The sequence below is a fragment of the Streptomyces monticola genome (assembly GCF_042665355.1).
Taxonomy (GTDB): domain Bacteria; phylum Actinomycetota; class Actinomycetes; order Streptomycetales; family Streptomycetaceae; genus Streptomyces; species Streptomyces monticola.
Map to the genome: position 1 here is coordinate 449709 of NZ_JBHTCF010000002.1, position 17540 is coordinate 467248.

The window sequence follows — 17540 nt, forward strand, 5'->3', positions numbered from 1 at the left end:
CGGAAATTGCCTGTCCCGGCGGCCGAAAAGAGCGGAGACTCCTGTCATGAACGATATGGAGACGTTCCGGGAGGCGGTCACCGCATGGGCGGCCGGCGGCCCCGGCGACCTTGCGCGCGAGCTGGCCGAACGACTGCCCGTACGGGCGGTCGTTCTGCTCGAAGGGCCGAGCGACGTCGCCGCGGTCGACGCGCTGGCCGCGAGCCGCGGCCGCGACCTGGCAGCCGAAGGAGTCTGCGTCCTGTCGATCGGCGGCGCGATGAGCGTCGGGCGCTTCACCCAGCTCCTCGGCCCACCCGGCCTCGGCCTCCGCCTGGCGGGACTGTGCGACGAGGCGGAACGCCGCTACTACGCCCGCGGCCTGGAGCGGGCCGGCGCGGTGCAGCAGGAGTTCTTCGTCTGCGCGGCGGACCTGGAGGACGAACTCATCCGCGCCCTCGGCGTGCCCCGGGTGCAGGAGCTTGTCCGGGCCCAGGGCGATGTGCGCGCCCTGGAGACCTTCCTGCGTCAGCCCGCACAACTGGGCCGCGCCCCGCAGCAGCAGTTGCGGCGCTTCCTCGGTACGAAGAAGGGCCGCAAGATCCATTACGGCCGTGTTCTCGTCGAGGCCCTCGAACCCGACCGTGTACCCGCACCGCTTGACGGCCTGCTCGCCAGTCTCTGAAGCCTCTGACCGCTGGGCCATGACGATTTCGTACGTGGTCATACGCCCAGGATCTCCGCCACTCCGGCGAGAGACGTGACCTCGTACGAGTGATAGAAGGGCGCCGACGGCTCGGTCCCCCGGTTGAGATACACCCTGTCCCGCACACCGAGGTCGGTCGCCGACTGCAGGTCGTAGCGCGGACTGGACGACACATGCATCGTCTCCTCCGGCCGGCAGCCCAACTGCTCGTACATGAACTCGAACGCCCGCAGCCGCGGCTTGTACGCCCGGGCCATCTCCGCCGTGTACACCGCGTGGAACGGGGCGCCGAGCTTCGCGACGTTCGAACCGACCTGGCTGTCCGCGGCGTTGGAGATGATGACGAGCGGGAAGCGCTCGGCGAGCTTCGCGAGAGGCTCCGGCACATCGGGGTGCGGTCCCCATTCCGGGATCTCCGCGAAGACCTTGGCGGGATCGCCCGGCCGGAACTCCACTCCGGTGCTCCGGCAGGCCCGCTCGAAGGCCCGGTGTACGACCTCGTCGTAGGGCCGCCAGCCGCCCATCACCTCGTCGAGCTGGTAACTGCTGAACCGGTGGAGAAAGGTGTCCAGTTTCGCAGGCGGGGCCACATCCTTGATGACCTCTCTGGCGGCGGGCCCGATCGCGAAGTCCGTGAGAGTTCCGTACATGTCGAAGGTGATGAACCGGGGGTCAGGGCTGCTCAACGGTATCTCCTTGTGGAGGGGGCTCTCTCAACAGCCGCTGCACCGCACCGAGTCAGGGCCGCGCCTGTGCCAACCGCTCTGCCCGACTGATCATTCCTCAGGGCCGTCAGGGCCGTCAGGGCCGTCGCCCCGCCGAAGCGGTTGCGTATGTTGGGCCGATGGAGAGAGTCGTCAGCTACCTTGAGATGACCGACGAAGCCCAGTTGCGGCCCGCTGCCCCGGTGCCGGACCTTTCGCTGCGGCGCCTGGAGTCGGATGCCCCGCTCGTGCGTGAGGTGCATGCCCGGGTGGGTGATCCGTACGGCTGGCAGGAGTCGACCCGTACCGCGGCGCAATGGGAGACCCACTTCCGGGACCATCCGCTGCGCCAGTACTGGATCGTCGTCCACGGTGCGGAGCCGGCCGGTGTCGCGTACCTCGAACCCCAGCAGGGCGGGGACGTGGAGGTCACCGCCTTCGGTCTGCTGCCCGAGTACGTGGGCAAGGGCCTTGGCGGCTACGCGCTGACGCTCTCGCTGCGGCAGGCGTGGGCGACCCGGCCGGTCGGAGCGGAGGCGGTGCGCCGGGTGTGGCTGCATACCGACACCCGCGATCATCCCCACGCGCTCGCCAACTACGAGAAGCGGGGCCTGCGCGCCTATCGGAGGGAGGCGAAGTAGGCGACGGCCCGCCGTCTCGCCACTGAAGTGTCAGCAGAGCCCGAAGGGCGGTACGGAAAACTCCGGCCGGGAGCCGGCGCCGCGCGGAAGTGGCGCCGCGCGCTGCGGCGCGACCACCTCTTGGGGGAGGGGGAAGTCCCACCGCTGCCCCAGCACCACGCGCGAGGCGAGCCGTCCGATCTCATCCGAACCACGGGCCCCACGCCCGTTGCCGCCGACGGCCACGGAGAGCGTCCCGTCCTCGTCCAGATGCCCGATGTAGGGGTGGTGGGAGTGGGTCTTGTCGATGATGCAGCAGGCCTCGCGCACGGAGACCGGCTCCAGACCGGGCGCCATCAGGCGCATCAACTCGGTGAGAACATCGCGCTGTTCAGGGGTGATCCGCTGCTCGGCGTACCAGGTGAGCATCTCCTGCGCGGAGCGCAGTTCACGCACGATGGGCTGCATCCCCGGACCGATTTTCATGCGCCATGTGCCGTCGGCGTAGCGAACGGGCGGCAGGAGATAGTGCGACAGGTTGGCGTCGCCCCGGTCCTCGGGATCCATGGTCACCACAGCGGGCAGGCCCATGAACCGATCCAGCTGAGTGCCGTCCAGCTCGAAGAACACATTGGGCTCGGTGAAGGCGTGCAGATCGAGCGCGTGGCCCGGGGGCAGGGCGCCGCTCTGGTTCACCAGGGACCCCGCGGCGACGAGTACCTTCTCGGCTCCGATCGTCGATCCGGTGGCGCCGCTGCCCTCAACGTACAAGCGCCACAGGCCTGTTGACTCGTCCCTGCGCACAGCGGTCACGGAACCGCGCCGCAGGCGTCCACCCGCGGCCACGGCCAGATCCAGCTGGGCCTGCACAAGGCGCCGTGGGCTCACATACCCGGCCCCCTTGCGCTCCAACAGCCCCTCGACGCCGCCCTGCAGCGGCGGCAGTCCCAGCGGGGGGAACTCCCGGCGCAAGTCTGCTTCCGGTATCCGTTCCACCGTGACGCCGTTGCCGCCGCCGTTCCCGTTCCTGTTGCCGTCGCCGCTGCCGCTGTCGCTGTCGTCCGCGCTCTCGCGGAGCATGGTTTGCACCTGGCCCGCGTGCGACTGCGCCATCAGCGCGAGAGCGCCGCATTCCTGGAAGAAGGCCGTTCCCGACTCGGCCTCGATGTGACGAAGCCGCTCCGTGGAGCGCGTGTCCACCGTGCCCCAGAACCGGTCCCAGCCAAGGCGCCGGACAATCCGGGCCTCGTCGAAGTGGGCGCCGAACTCCCGCAGTCCGGCCGTCGCGTGCCGCTCCGGTTCTCCGGGACCGACGACCAGGACGTCGGCCCCGGCGCGGCTGAGGTACTTGGCGGCCGCCGCACCGAACATGCCCGCCCCTACGACTACGACCTCGACATTCTCCGCCTCCGCCACAGGACTCCTCCGGGACCGCGTACAACTGGGCTGTGCGCGACCGGACTTGGCGTGACTGGTCTTGGGTCGGTCTCAGGCCGCTCCCGTGACACTACTGTCCCGCAGCCGGCTTGGTGAGTCCCTGAGATCACCCTCAGGCGGCGGGCGGCCCGCTCACGGTGGCGGGGCAGGGCGCGAGCAGGGCGCTGCGCCGCTGTCGCCAGCAGTCCAGTAGCCGCACGCCGAGACGGTCCTCCAGGAACCCGGTGGCCCGGACGCCGAAGGCGACGTCACTTTCGAGAGCGGGTTCGGCAGCCAGGAGGCCGCCGATGACGTCGCGGCGTACCACCTGCTCGTGCACGGCGTCGGCCTCCACGTGCTCGTCGTAGAACCGCTGCGCGGCGCTCCCCGCGCCGACCCGGCGCAGGGCCTCGGCGAGCCGCCGCGAACCGGGTGATGAGGTCACTTCGACGAAGGCGAAGTGCCCGACAAGGGCACCGCGAAGCGCGCGGTGCAGACCGAACAGGGACATGAGGTTCACGGTGGCGAGGGCCTCGGCGGGCGCGATCTCGACGTAGCGTCCGTAATCGGTCTCGAGGCCCAGATCGGCCATGAGCTCCGCGAAGAGGTTCGCGTGGATGTCCTCGGGGCGGCCGGCTCCGAACTCGTCGAACTCGACGGCCACCATCGCCGCCTTGGCCCGGCCGTGCAGCCGGGGGATGACCCAGGCGTGCGGATCGGCCTCCTTGAGGTGGTAGAGGGAGCGCAGCGCCGCGTACTCGCGCAGCTGCCACATCTCGCCGTCGCGCCGCAGATGATGGCTGACGCTCGCCTCGTCGTGCCCGACGGGCTCGACGAGCAGCGCGGCCAGGGCCTCGTCGGCGTCCTCGCCGTCGCTCTCGCCTGCACCTGTGGGTACGTCGGCGCGCAGGGCCGTGAGGAAACGCTGCTCCAGTGCCCGCCGGAAGCCAAGCAGTTCCGGGTCCCACTCCCGCTCGTCGGTCACGCCGTCGAACCCCTGGTAGTGCAGTTCGTAGAGGAGGTAGAGAGCGAGCTGGAGATCGTCTCCGTACGGGTCGGCCTGCTGTGCCCGGGACGGTGCGGGCAGGGCACGGCGGCCGTCGCGCAGGGCGGCGATCACGGCGCGGGACAACTCGCCGCGCGGAGGGGGGAGTTGGGGGCTGCGTCGGCGGGATTCGGGGCGGGTGGTCACGGGCGGCTCGGTTCGGGTGGTCATGGCAGGGCCTCCCTCCAGGGCGGCAGTCGTGGTCACGGTCGGTCAGGGTGTTCGCCGTCTGTGGCCTTCACCCGCCGCCGGTGACTGGTGTCGCACCAGGGGTATGTGCGGCTGCGGCGGCAGGTGCAGATCGCGACGGTGAAGCGCCGGGACACGGCGACACTGCCGTCATCGGCCACCACTTCGACGGGTCCTTCGACCAGGAGCGGCCCGTCGCGGTCGACCGTGACGCGGCGCGGGCGCTCAGCTGCGTTCGGCACGGATGATCACCAGCTCTTCCCAGGTGGCGTTGTCGGCCAGGAGTCCCTGCTCGCGCAGCCAGGCACGGCGGGAGCGAAGCACAGGACCGAACGGGACGTAGGTGCGGTCGGCGACCTCGGCGCGCATGCCCTGGCCCTGGAGCCTGTCGATACTGGCCTGGGCGCCGCTGAGGCCGGAGTGCACCATCAACAGGACGCCGCCGGGCCGCAGTACGCGAGAAGCCGTGTCGCAGACCTGGTCCACGACGGTGCGCCCGCGCGCCCCGCCCTCCCACGCCCGTGCCGCGGCGCGTCTGGGCGTCAGCGGGGGAGAGGGTACGTACGGCGGGTTGCTGACGACGAGGTCGTACGCGCGCTCCGGCGCCGGTTCCGTGGCGGAAAGGGTGCCGTGGCGGACGGTGACCTGCTGCCGGGACAGGAACGCGTTCAGCCGCGCGGTCAGCACGGCTCGCCAGGAGATGTCCACCGCCGTCACGCGTGCGCCCGTCCGCGCCGCCGCCACGGCCAGCGCCCCGGAGCCGGTGCCCAGGTCCAGTACCGCGTCGCCCTCGCCGATGTCCTCACGGCGAAGGGCGCGCATCAGGAACTCGGTGTCGTATTGGGGCGCGTACACGCCCGGCAGGGTGAGCAGACGGGCCCGGCGAACCGGTGCCGGCGGATGGGCCCGCGCTGGTGTCGGTGTCCGCGTCTGTGTGCTCATGTGGCATCCCCGTCGGACGGCACCAGAGAGGCGCCCTTTCCAGCCTCCGCTCGTTCGCGGACGGGCACCACTTGAGCCGTGACGGATGGTGGCCTTTGGTGACGGATGGTGTCCTCCTGTTTCTTTTCCGTGGTCGCCGGACGTGAGACCGGACGTGAGAAAGGACCTTGGTCCCGTGTGGACCGGCTGTGAACGGACAACCCTCAGGGCGAACGGACATCCCTGTGAGCGGCGGGCAGCCAGAACATGTGCCCTCGTCCGCGCAAGGGAACGCAACGGAAAGGGACACTCGTGGGCATCATCGCCTGGATCCTCATCGGCCTCATCGCCGGCGCCATCGCCAAGGCCCTGACTCCCGGCCGGGACCCCGGGGGCTGTGTGGTGACGATGCTGATCGGCATCGTGGGCGGGCTGCTCGGCGGTTGGCTCGGCAAGGTGATCTTCGGAGTCCATTCGATCAACGGCTTCTTCCACCTGTCGACCTGGGTGGCCGCGATCGCCGGCTCGGTGCTCGTGCTGATCATCTACCGCGTGCTCACGGGACACCGGTCCCGCTGACCCACGTATGCGCCCGGCCGTGGCCGGCCGTGACCGTGTCAGTGCGGGCCGAGACGCAACTCGACGTCCTGCTCCTGGTCACCGGCGGCCGCACGCGAGTCCCGCACACTGAACGCGTCCGCGAGCGCCGCGCGCACGGTCGCCACGTCCTGCGGCGCTCCTTGTACGGAGACGTCCACCGTGCCCTCGATCCCCTCCTTCGCCGCCTGCGGGGGCGCTCCCGACGCGGGCGGCTCGGCCGAGGCACCGGCATCGAGATCCGCCGTCCATACGGTGGGCCGCTCGGACGCTCCGGGCGCGGGGGAGTCCTCGGCGGGCACCGCGACCTGGTCGGCGGCGGCACGCTCGGGGAACACGGACGCGAGGCGGCCGAGGACGGTGCGCGCGTCGTGCGGGCCGCAGTTGCTCACCAGGACGGTGACGGGGTGACCGCCGGTGGCAGGGGCCTGGAGCGGGTCCGGGTTCATGGGGGAGTCCTCCGGTGAGCTGGCGTGGCCACTTCCGTCATGACCAGCGTGGGCACTTCGGTGGCGGACCGCGACTCGGGCCGCGTCCGCAGCAGTACGGGGGTGGGTAACCGTGGTGCGTGAGCTGAAACCACGCACCACGGCCACGCACCACGGCCACGCACCACGGCGACGCACCACGGCGACGGCTGCAGCCACGGTGCCGAGGCCCGCACAGCCGAGTGACGGACGCCGTGTCAGGCCTTGCACAGGCAGAACGGGTGGCCCGCCGGGTCGGCATAGACCCGCCAGCCGCGCTTCCCGTCCTGGTCGTCGAGATCCAGCGGCATGGCCCCGAGCGCGAGGGCCTCGGTCTCCGCGTCCGCCATGTCGGTGACGTTGAAGTCCAGGTGCAGCTGCTGGGAGTTGTCATCGGCGCGCGGCCACTGCGGCGGGCGGTGGTGCGGGACCCGTTGGAAGGCGATCCGGTGCCCGCCGGGTACGTACAGGTCGTACCAGTCGTCGTCGTACCGCTTGATCTCACCGCCGAGGAGGCCGGCGTAGAAGCCCGCAAGGGCGGGCGGATCGGGGCAGTCCAGGGCCACGAGACAGTACTCGGCTACCGGCATAACGCTCTCCTTGTCCACGTTCACGGCATGCGATGCCGCGACGCTCCTTCGGGCCACGGGTTCCCGGTCGCGCCCGGCTGACTCACCATTCCACGCGCATCACGTCAGTCGACGGGGTGGCCGGGGGCGATGTGGCCCGTGTCGCGCAGACGCAGCGCAGGACGAACCGGAGCTTCGGTTCCGGCTTCGGCATTGGCTTCGTCTTCGGTGCCGGCGTGCGGACCGTGGGCGCCGCTTCCGGCCCGGCTGACGCCGCTTTCGACCGGGCTGAGGAGCATCCCGACGTGATCGCCCCCGTCGGTGCGCTGCTCGATCCGGCCGACGAACCACGCGGGCGCGGCGTCGAGGACCGGGACCGCGGCGTGCCCCGGATTCCACGGAACGCGGGCGAACTTGTCGACGCGGTCGCCCGTCTCGCCCCCGAACAGCTCCGCGAGCCAAGCCTGGTCACGCCCCAGCGTGTGCACCCCGAGGTGACCGGCCGCCCGCGCGACCTGGAAGGTGTGGTTCACCTTGGACAGCCAGACGGTGAAACGGACCGGCCGGATCGAGCACTGGGAGGCGAAACCGACCAGACAGCCCGCACGCTCCCCGTGGGCCGCGGCGGTCACTACGTAGAGCGGATAGTCCAGGCGGTCGATGAACGCGTCCACGGCGGTCGTGGCCTCCTCGTCTCGGGGATGCGGGTACCTGCCAGTCCACCAGCCGACACGCCCCCGGCGAGGGATCGGCAACACGCTGTCGACGCACTCCACACCACTGCCGGTACGGGTGCAGCCTTGGCGCCATGGGAAAGACCGCGGTCATCGTCATCGACATGATCAACACATACGACCATGACGACGCCGACCAGCTTCTGCCCGCCGCGAGAGCGGCCCTTCCTTCCGTGGTCCGCCTGATCGAGGCGGCCCGCCGGCAGGGCACTCCCGTCATCTACGCCAACGACAACTTCGGCGAGTGGCGTTCGCACCACGGCGAAATCCTGGCCACCGCTCTCGCGGGCCCTCATGCCGACCTGGTCGAACCCATCCGCCCCGATGACAAGTCCCTCTTCGTCGTCAAAGCACGGCACTCGATCTTCTTCGAGACCCCGCTGAGCTATCTCCTGTCACAACTGGGAGTCGACCACGTGATCCTGTGCGGTCAGGTGACCGAACAGTGCGTCCTGTACTCGGCGTTGGACGCCCACATCCGGCACCTGAAGGTGACCGTGGTCCGCGATGCGGTGGCACACATCCAAGCCGACCTCGCCGAGGCCGCGTTGCGCATGATGGAACGCAACATGGGGGCTGATGTGCGGACGGTGGACTCGCTGACGTCCTGACGTCGGCACTGCCTGACTTCACGGACTCCTCGACTCCGCGGGCTTCTCTGAACTCCCGTGACGTCCCTGATGACTTGAGATCTTGCCCCTGATCGTTGATACGTTCCGCTCTGGGCGCACGACCAGAAAGGGTGACCCATGACCACGCAGGACGACGCGGTTCTTCTCTTCCGAAACACCATGCGCATAACCGACGGTCACTTGGAGGGCTTCCGCGCTGCCATCGCCCGGGCGGTGGAGTTCGCGCAGGAGCACGGGCCGCAGCTGATGGTGCAGACGTTCGTAGACGAGGAGCGGATGCTCGCGCACAGCTTCCAGCTCTACCGGGACTCCGACGCGGTCCGGCTGCACTGGAAGCTCGCCGACCCGTATATCCAGGACGTGATGGAGCACTGCACGGTGGAGAACTTCGAGGTGTTCGGCGAGCCGGACGCCGACGTGGCGGCAGGTGTGCGCGCGGCGCTCGGCGAGCACAGCTCGCTCACGTTCTCCCCGCGGATCGCCGGCTTCCTGCGCTTCGGCGCCGCTTAGGCCGATGTTGTCGCCCGGCGGGGCGTTGACGCACTCATCCTCCTGCGGGCGGCTGTCCGCAGGAGGATGCGTACGTGGTCACCGGGTAACCGGTCCGGTTACTTGGCGGCGAAGGCCCAGCTGTGCGTCGCGCCGCCCTTTTCGGGCCAGCGGACCTCGAGCTCCTTGGCGCCCGCCGGAACCATGTAGGTCTGGCAGATGGTGTGGCTCTCCCCGGCCTTCCAGTTCTCGATGTCGACGGTGTCCTCACAGCCGGCCGCGTCCTCGGAGGCGAACATCAGCAGACCGCCGCGGGCGCCGTCCGCGTAGATCTCGGTCTCCATGCCGACGTTGGGTGAACTCTCCACCACGCCACCGGACTTGTTGGTGAACTTCACGTGGGCGGTGGCCGCGACCAGACCCTTGGCGTCCTTGGGGTCGTCGACCATCTTCTGCGCCTCGGCCTCGGTGCTCAGGTCGATCTTCTGCGCGGCGATCTCGTACGTGATCTTCGCGTCGTCCTCCTTGAAGGAGGCGGTGGCGGACTCGCCGGCCTTCATCGGGCCGGACTCCTCCTGGGCCTCCTCGGGCTCGTCGCCCTTCGGCTTGGACGCACCCTGCTGCGCCTTGTCGTCCGACTTGCCGCCGGAGTCGGAGCCCCCGCAAGCGGTGAGGGCAAGGGCCAGGACCGCGACGGGCGCGGCGGCGCGCAGCACACGGGTACGGCGGGCGCTGCGGGTGGACGTACGGCTGAACATACTGCGGGACACAACAGTCTCCTGTGGTCGATCTCCCCCATCGCGCCTGCTCAGTTGGGCGGGGAACTGGCGCACGATCGGCTTAGCGGGGCAAGCATATGAGTGGCCGAAAACGCGCTGGCGGCGGGGCATGCCGGGGACCGTTTCGCCCCTGTCCGGGTGCTCGGGCCTCGACTGTCACCTGTGTCACTTGTGACACCCGTATCGGCTGTTGCACATGGTCGGCTGTGTTCCGGGCCCTTTCGTGGGGAACTCCGCGCGGGGGGAAGGGAGTTGGGCGCGAGGGGTGGATACGGGCCCTGGAGCGGCGCCAGCCGGCCACGTTTGCGCCACGGGAAGGGACTGGGGTGCACCCGGTACACCCGGCTGTGCCGAGTGCACCATGGTGTCGGCCGATCGAGTGGTCGAACGCGAGCCGAGGGTGTCCTGTGCGCCTGGCGGAGGCAGGTGGAGTAGATGACTCCACTTGCCAGTGTGCTCGCGGCGGGCGGCGGGAAGTCTCTGCTGCTCGTGATCATCGGTGTTGTGATCGTCGCGGTTCTGCTGTTCCTGTTCTGGAGAGGGCGGCGCAATGTGGAAGAGCGCCCCAGCCCTCCGCAGGAGCCGCAGCCCCGTTCCGGCTCATGGGAGGAACCCGACTCCCGCGACAATGATCAGTAGTCCGGCTCGGCCCTTTCCCGGTCAGTCCGCCGCTTCGAGCGCTTCGGCGGCGCGCAGCAGTCGTTCGCCCGGCTCATCGGAGATGCGGGGCGAGTTGGGGCGTCCCGCGCACCGCCGCTTGCGGGCCGAGCAGCAGGAGTTGTACGGCGATGTGGCGGGGGTCGTCGGCGGCGAGATCGACTGTGCAGTGCTTGTCGTCGACGGGGCGGACGCGCTGGGGCAGGGCGCCGGTGCGGGCGCGGACCGTCTCGGCGGGCTCCGGCACGGTGGCCTGGGCGGTGTGGCGGGCAGGGGCCGTCGCGATGGTGGCCGCGACATAGGCGGCGGCGTCGGGCGCGGGCAGTTCGCGTGCGGGGACGCGGTGGCCGGTGGCGGCCGGGCCGGTGAGGCGGTCGACGCGGAAGGTGCGCCAGGCTTCTTTGTGGAGGTCGTACGCAACGAAGTACCAGTGGTTTCCGGCGGCCACCAGCGCGTGCGGCTCGACGCGGCGCGACGCCGAACTGCCTCTGTCTCCTCGCTGGTGCCCATGGCGTGGGGCGCCCGCGGCGGCTACACCGCCACCTTCAGCGAGGGCGTCCTGGAAGCCTCCGCGTCCATGGGCTTCGACGGCAAACCGGCCGGCACCGTCACCGCGTACACCGCCGACGGCGCCCGTGACCTCGAACTGCCGCCCGCCGACCAGTACACCGCGATGATCGACCACGTCCTGGCCTGCCTGCGCGGTGCGGCCGAGAACGAGATCGCCCCGGCGAGCGTGCTCGACGCCCTCGAACTCACCCTCGCCGACGACCATCGGGTCAACGGCGGCTGAGTGTCGCAAGCGGCTGAGCACCGAGGCGGCTGAGCGCCGAAGCACCGGGATCGCCGATGCGCAGGGATCGCCGAAGCGCCGGGATCAAGGGCGTGCGATCACGGAGAACTCCGCTCCGAACGGGTCGGTGAGGGTGGCGGAACGGCCGTACGGGGTCTCCTCCCGGGTGACGGAGGAGACCCCGGCCGCCGTGGCCCGGGCCACGGTCTCGTCCGTGTCGGCCACCTCGAAGGTGGTCGCCCAGGCCGATGCGGGGGCGTCGGGCAGGCCGAGGATGCCGCCGATCTCGTGTCCGTCCGGGCGACGCAGGAAGGTGAAGTCCATCCCGGGCAGGTCCTCGTTGCCGTCCAGGGTGAAGTCGAAGACGGCGCTGTAGAAGGCCCGTGCGGCGCCCGGCTCGGTGGTCACCAGGTCGTTGCGGACGAGCGTGCCGGGCTCGTTCACCAGCCGGCAGCCGGGGCGCGCACGCCCCTGCCAGAGCCCGAACCGTGCCCCGGTCGGGTCGACGGCCAGGGCCGCGCGCCCGAGGTCTCCGACTTCATGAGGGGCGTCGAGCAGCGTGCCCCCGGCGGCGGTGACCCGCTTGGCGAGGCCGTCGCAGTCGTCCGTGGCCAGGTGGGCGATCCAGCCGTGACCCGCTTCCGCCTCGTCGTCGGCCTGACGCAGTCCCGCGACCGGCAGACCGTTCAGCAAACAGTGCGTGCCGCCCGCGGTGGTGGCGAACTCCCAGTCGAAGACGGCGCCGTAGAACGCTTTCGCGGCGTCGACGTCCGTGACCGCGAGGTCGATCCAGGTGGGTGTGCCCAGCGGCTGGTTCCGGCTGACCTGGCTCATCGTGTGCTCCTTCGCCCTGTGTCCCGCCCTGTGTGAGTGACGCGGCCGACGCTAGTGCGCATATAGGCCAGGAACAGTCCTCGTTGGTTCAGCCGCTCAAGACGGCCGTGAAGCCGCGCCCGTAGGCATGGTGCGTGCGCACCTCGACCTGGGTGCCGCCGGGGACGGGGCGTACGCGTACGGCGTCGTCCGCCTCGACCGCCGTCAGGTGGTGTCGGCCCCGGAGCAGCAGGGTCACGGTGTCGCGGTGCGTCGTCGGATCCGACACGGCGAGCGAGAGGCGGTCGCGACGGTCGTCCCGAACGAGGACGGATGCCGGCCCGTCGACACGGAGACCCGCCACCTCGTGGCGGCCGGGCGTGAAGGTGTTGACGGCCCTCAGGCCCAGGCCCGCGTGGGTCACGGCCTGCAGACGGGTGCTGTTGGCGAGGACGCGCAGCCGGCCGTGCCGGTAGGAGCGCAGCTGCCGCTCGCTCGCATGCGGCACCAACGCGTAGGCCAGCCGGGAGAGTCGGGCGCCCGCCGGCTGCGCGGCCGTGACGCCGAACACGGTCCTGGTGACGGTCGTGTCCGGGTTCGCGGTGCGTACGACACGGCGGCTGCGGGAGACCTCGCCCAGAGAGACCGTCACCGGCGGGGCGTCGAGGAGGACATAGCCGACGGCGGCCGCACGGGTCGTGTTCGCGTAGCGCAGCCAGCGCAGGTCGGCGGTACCGCTGCCGCTGCCGCTGGTACCGGGGTTCCAGGGGCGCCCGTCGGCCAACTCCCCGGTCACGGTGACCGCGTCGCCCGGCAGGGCGGTACGGGCGTCGAGCGTGGTGGTCACCGCCCGCTGTGCCCGGTCACCGAGACCGGCCGCGAGCACGACGATCTCGTCGTCGAACATGAACCACGACTTGGTGGCCGTCGCGTTGCGGTACACCACGAAGTCGCCCGGCAGCAGGGCCCGGTCGCGCCAGGCGGCGTCGTCGGACTGCACCATGGCGGCCGCGCCGTAGGCACCGAGGACGACACCACCGGAGTGGGCCGCGGTGCCGCGCGGGAAGTAGACGTACTTGTTCTGGGACTCCGATGACGACGTGAAGTGCAGCGGATGGTCCGGGTTGTCGTAGAAGGGCTTGCCGTAAAGGTCGGGGACGGTGCGGCGCCGCTCGACCGGGGCGGTGACACCGGCGAGGCCGTAGGGGGAGACGGTGGTGAAGTAGTCGACGCCGTACGCCTGTGTCTGGTCCTGGCCCGACAGATAGAGGTAGTACGCGCCCTCGCCCTGGTACCAGGGCATCAGGTTCTCGCCGTTCATGTACTCGTACTTGCTGATCCGTTCGGAGCTGCGGGCGAGCGCGAAGGCATAGCCCGCGCGGCGGTGCACGGCCCTGTCCATGGCGTTGAAGGCGATGCTGCGCGAGGCGGCGTTGAGATCGGCGGCAGGGACGGATGCGTCGGCGAGGATGTCGGCGTAGGCCACGATGCTCAGCGGCGAGACGAAGACCGATGGGTCGAGGGCGGCGCGCGAAGTGGCCCGGATGTGCTTGACGTAGCTCTGCAGGGCCCGTGTGTCGGCCCCGCCCGCGAGGACGGAGAGGTCGACGACGGCCTCGACCACCACCGCCGCGTCGACGTAGCCGGAGTCCGGCCGCGACACCGCCCGGCCCTTGACGATCTCCATCATCCAGCCCTCGAAGAGCAGCGGTGCGAAGCCGTCCCGGACCCAGCCCACGATCGTCGGCACCAGGTTCTCGCCGTGCGCGAAGCCGCTCCCGTCGAGGATCTTCAGGGTCTGCACCACCCGGGTCAGGAGACCCTTGCCGTAGGAGCCGGTGTAGGCGACAGAGGAGTGCTGGATGAAGGAGCCGTCGGCGTAATGGCCGTCCGTGACACCGTGCTTGAGGTCGTACGGGTCGATCGTGACGAACACCGTCAGCTGGTCGGTCAGGGCCTTGCGGACCCGCGCCTCGTCGTCGAGGAGAGCGCCCTGCAGGATCCGGTTGGTGGTGATGTCCGCGAGGTTGGCGCCGGTGTGGAAGCGCGAGTCCAGATTCACGTCACCGTCGGTGCCGTTGCGCAGATAGGCGTCCATGGAGGCGACGTAGGTGCGGATCAGGGCGGGGCGGTACGCGGCTGTCTCGTCGGCGAGCAGGACCAGCGTCCTGCTGATGTGCTGGGAGATGCCGATCTCCCAGAAGAACCAGTTGCCGTAGTACCCCTTCGACTGGTCGCCGTAGTACCGCTCGTGCAGCAGGACCAGACCGTCGATCACCCGCCGCTGCACGGAGACGTCACCGAACAGGCCGCCCTCGGCGGGGCCCGGCGTGCCGGGCGTGCGTGTGGCCAGGGCCATCTCGTAAAGCTTGCGGTAAGTGGTGTTGAGGTTGGAGTCGCTGGTGCCGAGGGGGAGGCCGGCGAACAGCTCGTCCGGACCGGCGGCATCCAGCTCCGCGATGTTCGCCTGCGCGGTCCTGGTGATCGCGGCCCGCTTGGCGGCCGTCTCCGGCCGGGAGTTGGACGCTGCGGTGCCCGCGAACAGCGCCACGGTGTTGGCGAGCAGCCGCGACCGGTCGGCGGCACCGGCCGGCCACGCCGGCAGCACGGCGAGCAGCCCCGCGGCCGACAGGGCGGACAACAGGCCTCTGCGGGTCATCTCCATGGCGCAACTCCCGCTGCTGGGTGGGGTTTCGGGGCGCGGAGTCAAGCAGATGCGGGGGGTGGCGGCAAGGCTACTTCCGTTCGGTTTGGCGGTGACCTTCCAGGTATGCGACACCGGGCCGACGACACCTGCCGGTCAGGGGTTCGGCGCCCTGCGGCGGTGAGTTCGGCGTCAGGCCGCGTCGACGCCGTGATGGTTCAGCATCGACGCGGCCTGACCGGTGGGATCAGGGCCGGAAGCCCCATACGTGAACAGCACTCCCGTAGGTATGCCCATCCGCCTCTTCGACGTGGAATCGCGCCGAGGCAAGAATTTCCAGAAGAGCGGCCCGCATACAGGTTTGGACAGTTCCGGCATGGCGAAGCATAAAGGGCGGATCTGAAGGATCAACTCCGCCCGCCAGAAGGTTCACAGCTGCTCTTGCCAGTTCCGGACTCGTATTCCATTCCACCAGCACCCCACCGTCGGCAAGCGGGTCCACATGAACCTCCGCCCCGGGCCTGCCTTCGGACTCGCCGCCAAGGACGATCCGGTGAACCGGAATCCCGGCTTGGGCCAGTGCGTGGCAGGCTTGGTCGGCCAGTGCGTTGCGCTGGGCTATGACCTCCGGCGGGGCTTTTGGCGGCAGGTCGAATCCGTGCTCGGTCATGCGTCCTTCACTTTTCTTCCCGCTGTTCAGCGAACTGGGCAACGCGATCGCCGATCAGGCCTTGGCGTGTTGTCCATGTCACCCCTCGCCCCGTTCGTAGCAGTTTCCCCCGCCTTCACCGCACGCCGCCCATACGTTCACGCCCTCCGTCGGCATCTTCTCTTGACCCTTCGCGGGCCCACGGAAATCGTGCGCCCATGGCAACGGAAGCGACGACACGTGTGACAAGGCCCAGGATCCGTACCGCCGTCATGGGCGGCACCGCGCTCGCCGTGCTCGTCTCCGGCCTGTACGGGGGAGCGCCGGTGGCCGCGGCGGAGTGGGGGACGGCCGATGGCGGCAGTGGTGTTGCATACGACAGCGCGGCCACCGAAGTGTCCGTACGGGGCGCGCGGTTCGTCGACGGGTACGGGCGTGAAGTGGTGCTGCGGGGCTTCAACGTCTCGGGCGAGACCAAGCTCGCCGAGAACGGCGGCCTGCCCTTCGCCTCCGTCGCCGACGCCCGCAAGTCGGCCCGCGCGCTGCGCGAACAGGGCGGCGCCAACACGGTGCGGTTCCTGCTGTCCTGGTCGGCGGCCGAGCCGGAACCGGGCCGCGTGGACACCACGTATCTGCGGCAGGCGACCGCCCAGATACGGGAGTTCCTCAAGGTGGGCCTCAGGGTGTTCCCCGACTTCCACCAGGACCTGTTCTCCCAGCACCTGTTCGGCAAGGGCAGCTGGTACCAGGGCGACGGCGCGCCGCGCTGGGTGATCGAAGCGGGCGGCTACGGCAAGGAGTTCTGCGGGATCTGCGTCCACTGGGGCCAGAACATCACCCAGAACCAGGCGGTCAAGAACGCGGCCCGGGACTTCTGGCACAACCGCCTGCTCACCACGGAGAACGGGACGATCGGCGTCCAGGACGCCTTCCTCGACACCGCGCAGAAGACCATGGCGTATCTCGCCGGACACCTCGACGCGCGGGAGTTCGCGGGCGTCGCGGGCTTCGACCCGTACAACGAGCCCTACGCCGGACAGTACGCGAAGGGTGAGGACAACAAGTCCTGGGAGCAGCACCGCCTCTGGCCGTTCTACGAGAGGTTCCGGGCCCGGATGGACGCGGCGGGCTGGCGCGCGAAGCCCGCCTTCGTGGAGCCCGGCATGTTCTGGAACTCCAACCTCTTCTTCATGAAGCAGCCCGGCGGCCTCCAGGGCGTGGGCGGCCTCGGCCCGCGCTATGTGTTCAACACCCACTTCTACGACCAGCAGACCATGTCTGGCTTCTTCAAGCTCGACAAGGCGAAGGACGGGCAGTACAACGGCGACTTCAATCTCGTACGGGACAGGTCGCGGTCCCTCGAAACCCCCGCCGTGGTCAGCGAGTTCGGACATCCCCTGACCGGCACCTCGTCCGACAAGGCCCCCTCCGTCGTCAAGGGCGAGTACCAGGCGCTCGACAGCGCCCTGAGCGGTGCGGACTGGTGGCGGAAACCGGCCGGGTCGGGGCCGGTCCTGTCCTCCACCCAGTGGCAGTGGGACCTCTACAACGGCCGCCACCGGGAGCAGATGAACGGCAACCCGGACAAGACCCTCACCGAGGGCGACGCGTGGAACGGCGAGGACCTGTCCGCCGTACGCCTCGACGGCCAGGGCCGCACCGAACTCCGCCAGGACCACCGGCTGATCGACCGGCTCTACCCGAGCGCCGTCGCGGGCCGCACGCTGGCCTTTGTGTACGAGGACCGCTCGCGCGAGGAGGGAAAGGCCACGAGCTGGAACCAACTGCCCGCCGACATGCCGCACTTGAAGCGTCTGCTCGGCTCCTCCGGCCAGCCCTACGGCGTACTGGTGTGGCGCGGCGGTGACAGCGACGGAGCCCCGACCGAGCTGCATCTGCCGCGCGGCTTCGACCCGGAGACGTCCACGGTCGTCTCCGACTTGGGCGAAGGCGCCATCGCGGCCGAACCCGGCGGCACGAACGCGCGCCGCCTGCTGCTCTCCGCGGTCGGCCGGGACCCCGGCGACGTGCACTTCGCGCTGGTCACCGGGGCCTCGTCCACTCCGGACGAACGCCGTGCCGTCCTGGGCGAGTTGAGCCGCTGGGCGGAATCGGTGCGGTGGCCCTGAGGCGGGTC

The 17540-nt window shown here is 70.0% G+C and carries 21 protein-coding genes; 8 read left to right on the plus strand and 13 right to left on the minus strand.

What is annotated here, in order from left to right; all coding sequences use genetic code 11:
* Positions 1-46: 46 nt before the first annotated feature.
* The gene (locus tag ACFQVC_RS07505; protein ID WP_381827870.1) at positions 47-664 is read left to right on the plus strand and encodes a TOPRIM nucleotidyl transferase/hydrolase domain-containing protein; all 618 of its coding nucleotides are present in this window, start codon (positions 47-49) and stop codon (positions 662-664) included.
* A gap of 38 nt (positions 665-702) precedes the next feature.
* Here ACFQVC_RS07505 and ACFQVC_RS07510 read toward each other — a convergent pair whose 3' ends face one another.
* The gene (locus ACFQVC_RS07510; protein ID WP_381827872.1) at positions 703-1371 is read right to left on the minus strand and encodes a haloacid dehalogenase type II; all 669 of its coding nucleotides are present in this window, start codon (positions 1369-1371) and stop codon (positions 703-705) included.
* A 158-nt stretch (positions 1372-1529) separates the two neighbouring features.
* Between ACFQVC_RS07510 and ACFQVC_RS07515 the strand changes: the two genes are divergently transcribed.
* Positions 1530-2030, plus strand: a complete 501-nt coding sequence (locus ACFQVC_RS07515; RefSeq protein ID WP_381827874.1) for a GNAT family N-acetyltransferase — start codon at positions 1530-1532, stop codon at positions 2028-2030.
* Between the two features lie 30 nt (positions 2031-2060).
* On the opposite strand, the gene ACFQVC_RS07520 is transcribed toward ACFQVC_RS07515, so the two are convergent.
* The 4 genes from ACFQVC_RS07520 to ACFQVC_RS07535 form a co-directional block, all read right to left on the minus strand.
* A complete protein-coding gene (locus tag ACFQVC_RS07520) occupies positions 2061-3425 on the minus strand; it encodes an NAD(P)/FAD-dependent oxidoreductase (RefSeq protein WP_381827876.1) in 1365 nt (454 codons plus the stop codon).
* A 133-nt stretch (positions 3426-3558) separates the two neighbouring features.
* Positions 3559-4641, minus strand: a complete 1083-nt coding sequence (locus ACFQVC_RS07525) for an iron-containing redox enzyme family protein (RefSeq protein WP_381827878.1) — start codon at positions 4639-4641, stop codon at positions 3559-3561.
* A 32-nt stretch (positions 4642-4673) separates the two neighbouring features.
* Positions 4674-4901, minus strand: coding sequence for a CDGSH iron-sulfur domain-containing protein (locus tag ACFQVC_RS07530; RefSeq protein WP_381827880.1), 228 nt, complete (start codon positions 4899-4901; stop codon positions 4674-4676).
* A complete protein-coding gene (locus ACFQVC_RS07535; protein WP_381827882.1) occupies positions 4885-5601 on the minus strand; it encodes a HemK2/MTQ2 family protein methyltransferase in 717 nt (238 codons plus the stop codon). Before ACFQVC_RS07535 ends, ACFQVC_RS07530 begins: the two co-directional genes overlap by 17 nt.
* Before the next feature lie 291 nt (positions 5602-5892).
* Here ACFQVC_RS07535 and ACFQVC_RS07540 point away from each other — a divergent pair, with 291 nt between their 5' ends.
* Positions 5893-6159: a GlsB/YeaQ/YmgE family stress response membrane protein gene (locus ACFQVC_RS07540; RefSeq protein ID WP_381827884.1), complete on the plus strand. Its 267-nt coding sequence runs from the start codon at positions 5893-5895 to the stop codon at positions 6157-6159.
* 38 nt (positions 6160-6197) lie between these two features.
* Here ACFQVC_RS07540 and ACFQVC_RS07545 read toward each other — a convergent pair whose 3' ends face one another.
* From ACFQVC_RS07545 to ACFQVC_RS07555, 3 genes are all read right to left on the minus strand, one after another.
* Positions 6198-6626 carry a hypothetical protein gene (locus ACFQVC_RS07545; protein ID WP_381827887.1) on the minus strand — a complete coding sequence of 143 codons (429 nt, stop codon included), beginning with the start codon at positions 6624-6626 and terminating at the stop codon, positions 6198-6200.
* Between the two features lie 236 nt (positions 6627-6862).
* On the minus strand, positions 6863-7234 hold the full coding sequence (locus tag ACFQVC_RS07550) for a VOC family protein (protein ID WP_381827889.1): 372 nt from the start codon (positions 7232-7234) through the stop codon (positions 6863-6865).
* Between the two features lie 104 nt (positions 7235-7338).
* Positions 7339-7887 (minus strand): flavin reductase family protein, encoded by a 549-nt coding sequence (locus ACFQVC_RS07555; protein WP_381827891.1) that lies wholly within the window; start codon positions 7885-7887, stop codon positions 7339-7341.
* A gap of 134 nt (positions 7888-8021) precedes the next feature.
* On the opposite strand from ACFQVC_RS07555, the gene ACFQVC_RS07560 reads away from it, so the two are divergent.
* Positions 8022-8558, plus strand: a complete 537-nt coding sequence (locus tag ACFQVC_RS07560) for a cysteine hydrolase family protein (protein ID WP_381827894.1) — start codon at positions 8022-8024, stop codon at positions 8556-8558.
* Positions 8559-8696: 138 nt separating this feature from the next.
* The gene (locus tag ACFQVC_RS07565; protein WP_381827896.1) at positions 8697-9089 is read left to right on the plus strand and encodes a hypothetical protein; all 393 of its coding nucleotides are present in this window, start codon (positions 8697-8699) and stop codon (positions 9087-9089) included.
* Between the two features lie 98 nt (positions 9090-9187).
* On the opposite strand, the gene ACFQVC_RS07570 is transcribed toward ACFQVC_RS07565, so the two are convergent.
* Positions 9188-9838: a hypothetical protein gene (locus ACFQVC_RS07570; protein ID WP_381827899.1), complete on the minus strand. Its 651-nt coding sequence runs from the start codon at positions 9836-9838 to the stop codon at positions 9188-9190.
* A 444-nt stretch (positions 9839-10282) separates the two neighbouring features.
* Here ACFQVC_RS07570 and ACFQVC_RS07575 point away from each other — a divergent pair, with 444 nt between their 5' ends.
* Positions 10283-10486 (plus strand): DUF6479 family protein, encoded by a 204-nt coding sequence (locus ACFQVC_RS07575; RefSeq protein WP_381827901.1) that lies wholly within the window; start codon positions 10283-10285, stop codon positions 10484-10486.
* Between the two features lie 73 nt (positions 10487-10559).
* On the opposite strand, the gene ACFQVC_RS07580 is transcribed toward ACFQVC_RS07575, so the two are convergent.
* Positions 10560-10952, minus strand: coding sequence for a helix-turn-helix transcriptional regulator (locus tag ACFQVC_RS07580; protein WP_381827903.1), 393 nt, complete (start codon positions 10950-10952; stop codon positions 10560-10562).
* 60 nt (positions 10953-11012) lie between these two features.
* Between ACFQVC_RS07580 and ACFQVC_RS07585 the strand changes: the two genes are divergently transcribed.
* Positions 11013-11297: a hypothetical protein gene (locus ACFQVC_RS07585; protein ID WP_381827906.1), complete on the plus strand. Its 285-nt coding sequence runs from the start codon at positions 11013-11015 to the stop codon at positions 11295-11297.
* 84 nt (positions 11298-11381) lie between these two features.
* On the opposite strand, the gene ACFQVC_RS07590 is transcribed toward ACFQVC_RS07585, so the two are convergent.
* From ACFQVC_RS07590 to ACFQVC_RS07600, 3 genes are all read right to left on the minus strand, one after another.
* Complete coding sequence (locus ACFQVC_RS07590; RefSeq protein ID WP_381827909.1) at positions 11382-12131, minus strand: VOC family protein; 750 nt, start codon at positions 12129-12131, stop codon at positions 11382-11384.
* 88 nt (positions 12132-12219) lie between these two features.
* A complete protein-coding gene (locus ACFQVC_RS07595) occupies positions 12220-14775 on the minus strand; it encodes a polysaccharide lyase family 8 super-sandwich domain-containing protein (RefSeq protein WP_381827912.1) in 2556 nt (851 codons plus the stop codon).
* 226 nt (positions 14776-15001) lie between these two features.
* Positions 15002-15424: a hypothetical protein gene (locus ACFQVC_RS07600; protein WP_381827914.1), complete on the minus strand. Its 423-nt coding sequence runs from the start codon at positions 15422-15424 to the stop codon at positions 15002-15004.
* A gap of 251 nt (positions 15425-15675) precedes the next feature.
* On the opposite strand from ACFQVC_RS07600, the gene ACFQVC_RS07605 reads away from it, so the two are divergent.
* Positions 15676-17532, plus strand: coding sequence for a cellulase family glycosylhydrolase (locus ACFQVC_RS07605; protein ID WP_381828316.1), 1857 nt, complete (start codon positions 15676-15678; stop codon positions 17530-17532).
* Positions 17533-17540 lie beyond the last annotated feature (8 nt).

Coding starts and splice junctions, on each gene's coding strand:
- ACFQVC_RS07560 (WP_381827894.1), top strand. CDS start 8,022: ATGGGAAAGACCGCGGTCATCGTCATCGACATGATCAACACATACGAC.
- ACFQVC_RS07505 (WP_381827870.1), top strand. CDS start 47: ATGAACGATATGGAGACGTTCCGGGAGGCGGTCACCGCATGGGCGGCC.
- ACFQVC_RS07600 (WP_381827914.1), bottom strand. CDS start 15,424: ATGACCGAGCACGGATTCGACCTGCCGCCAAAAGCCCCGCCGGAGGTC.
- ACFQVC_RS07525 (WP_381827878.1), bottom strand. CDS start 4,641: ATGACCACCCGAACCGAGCCGCCCGTGACCACCCGCCCCGAATCCCGC.
- ACFQVC_RS07590 (WP_381827909.1), bottom strand. CDS start 12,131: ATGAGCCAGGTCAGCCGGAACCAGCCGCTGGGCACACCCACCTGGATC.
- ACFQVC_RS07565 (WP_381827896.1), top strand. CDS start 8,697: ATGACCACGCAGGACGACGCGGTTCTTCTCTTCCGAAACACCATGCGC.
- ACFQVC_RS07595 (WP_381827912.1), bottom strand. CDS start 14,775: ATGGAGATGACCCGCAGAGGCCTGTTGTCCGCCCTGTCGGCCGCGGGG.
- ACFQVC_RS07545 (WP_381827887.1), bottom strand. CDS start 6,626: ATGAACCCGGACCCGCTCCAGGCCCCTGCCACCGGCGGTCACCCCGTC.
- ACFQVC_RS07575 (WP_381827901.1), top strand. CDS start 10,283: ATGACTCCACTTGCCAGTGTGCTCGCGGCGGGCGGCGGGAAGTCTCTG.
- ACFQVC_RS07585 (WP_381827906.1), top strand. CDS start 11,013: ATGGCGTGGGGCGCCCGCGGCGGCTACACCGCCACCTTCAGCGAGGGC.
- ACFQVC_RS07535 (WP_381827882.1), bottom strand. CDS start 5,601: ATGAGCACACAGACGCGGACACCGACACCAGCGCGGGCCCATCCGCCG.
- ACFQVC_RS07605 (WP_381828316.1), top strand. CDS start 15,676: ATGGGCGGCACCGCGCTCGCCGTGCTCGTCTCCGGCCTGTACGGGGGA.
- ACFQVC_RS07550 (WP_381827889.1), bottom strand. CDS start 7,234: ATGCCGGTAGCCGAGTACTGTCTCGTGGCCCTGGACTGCCCCGATCCG.
- ACFQVC_RS07515 (WP_381827874.1), top strand. CDS start 1,530: ATGGAGAGAGTCGTCAGCTACCTTGAGATGACCGACGAAGCCCAGTTG.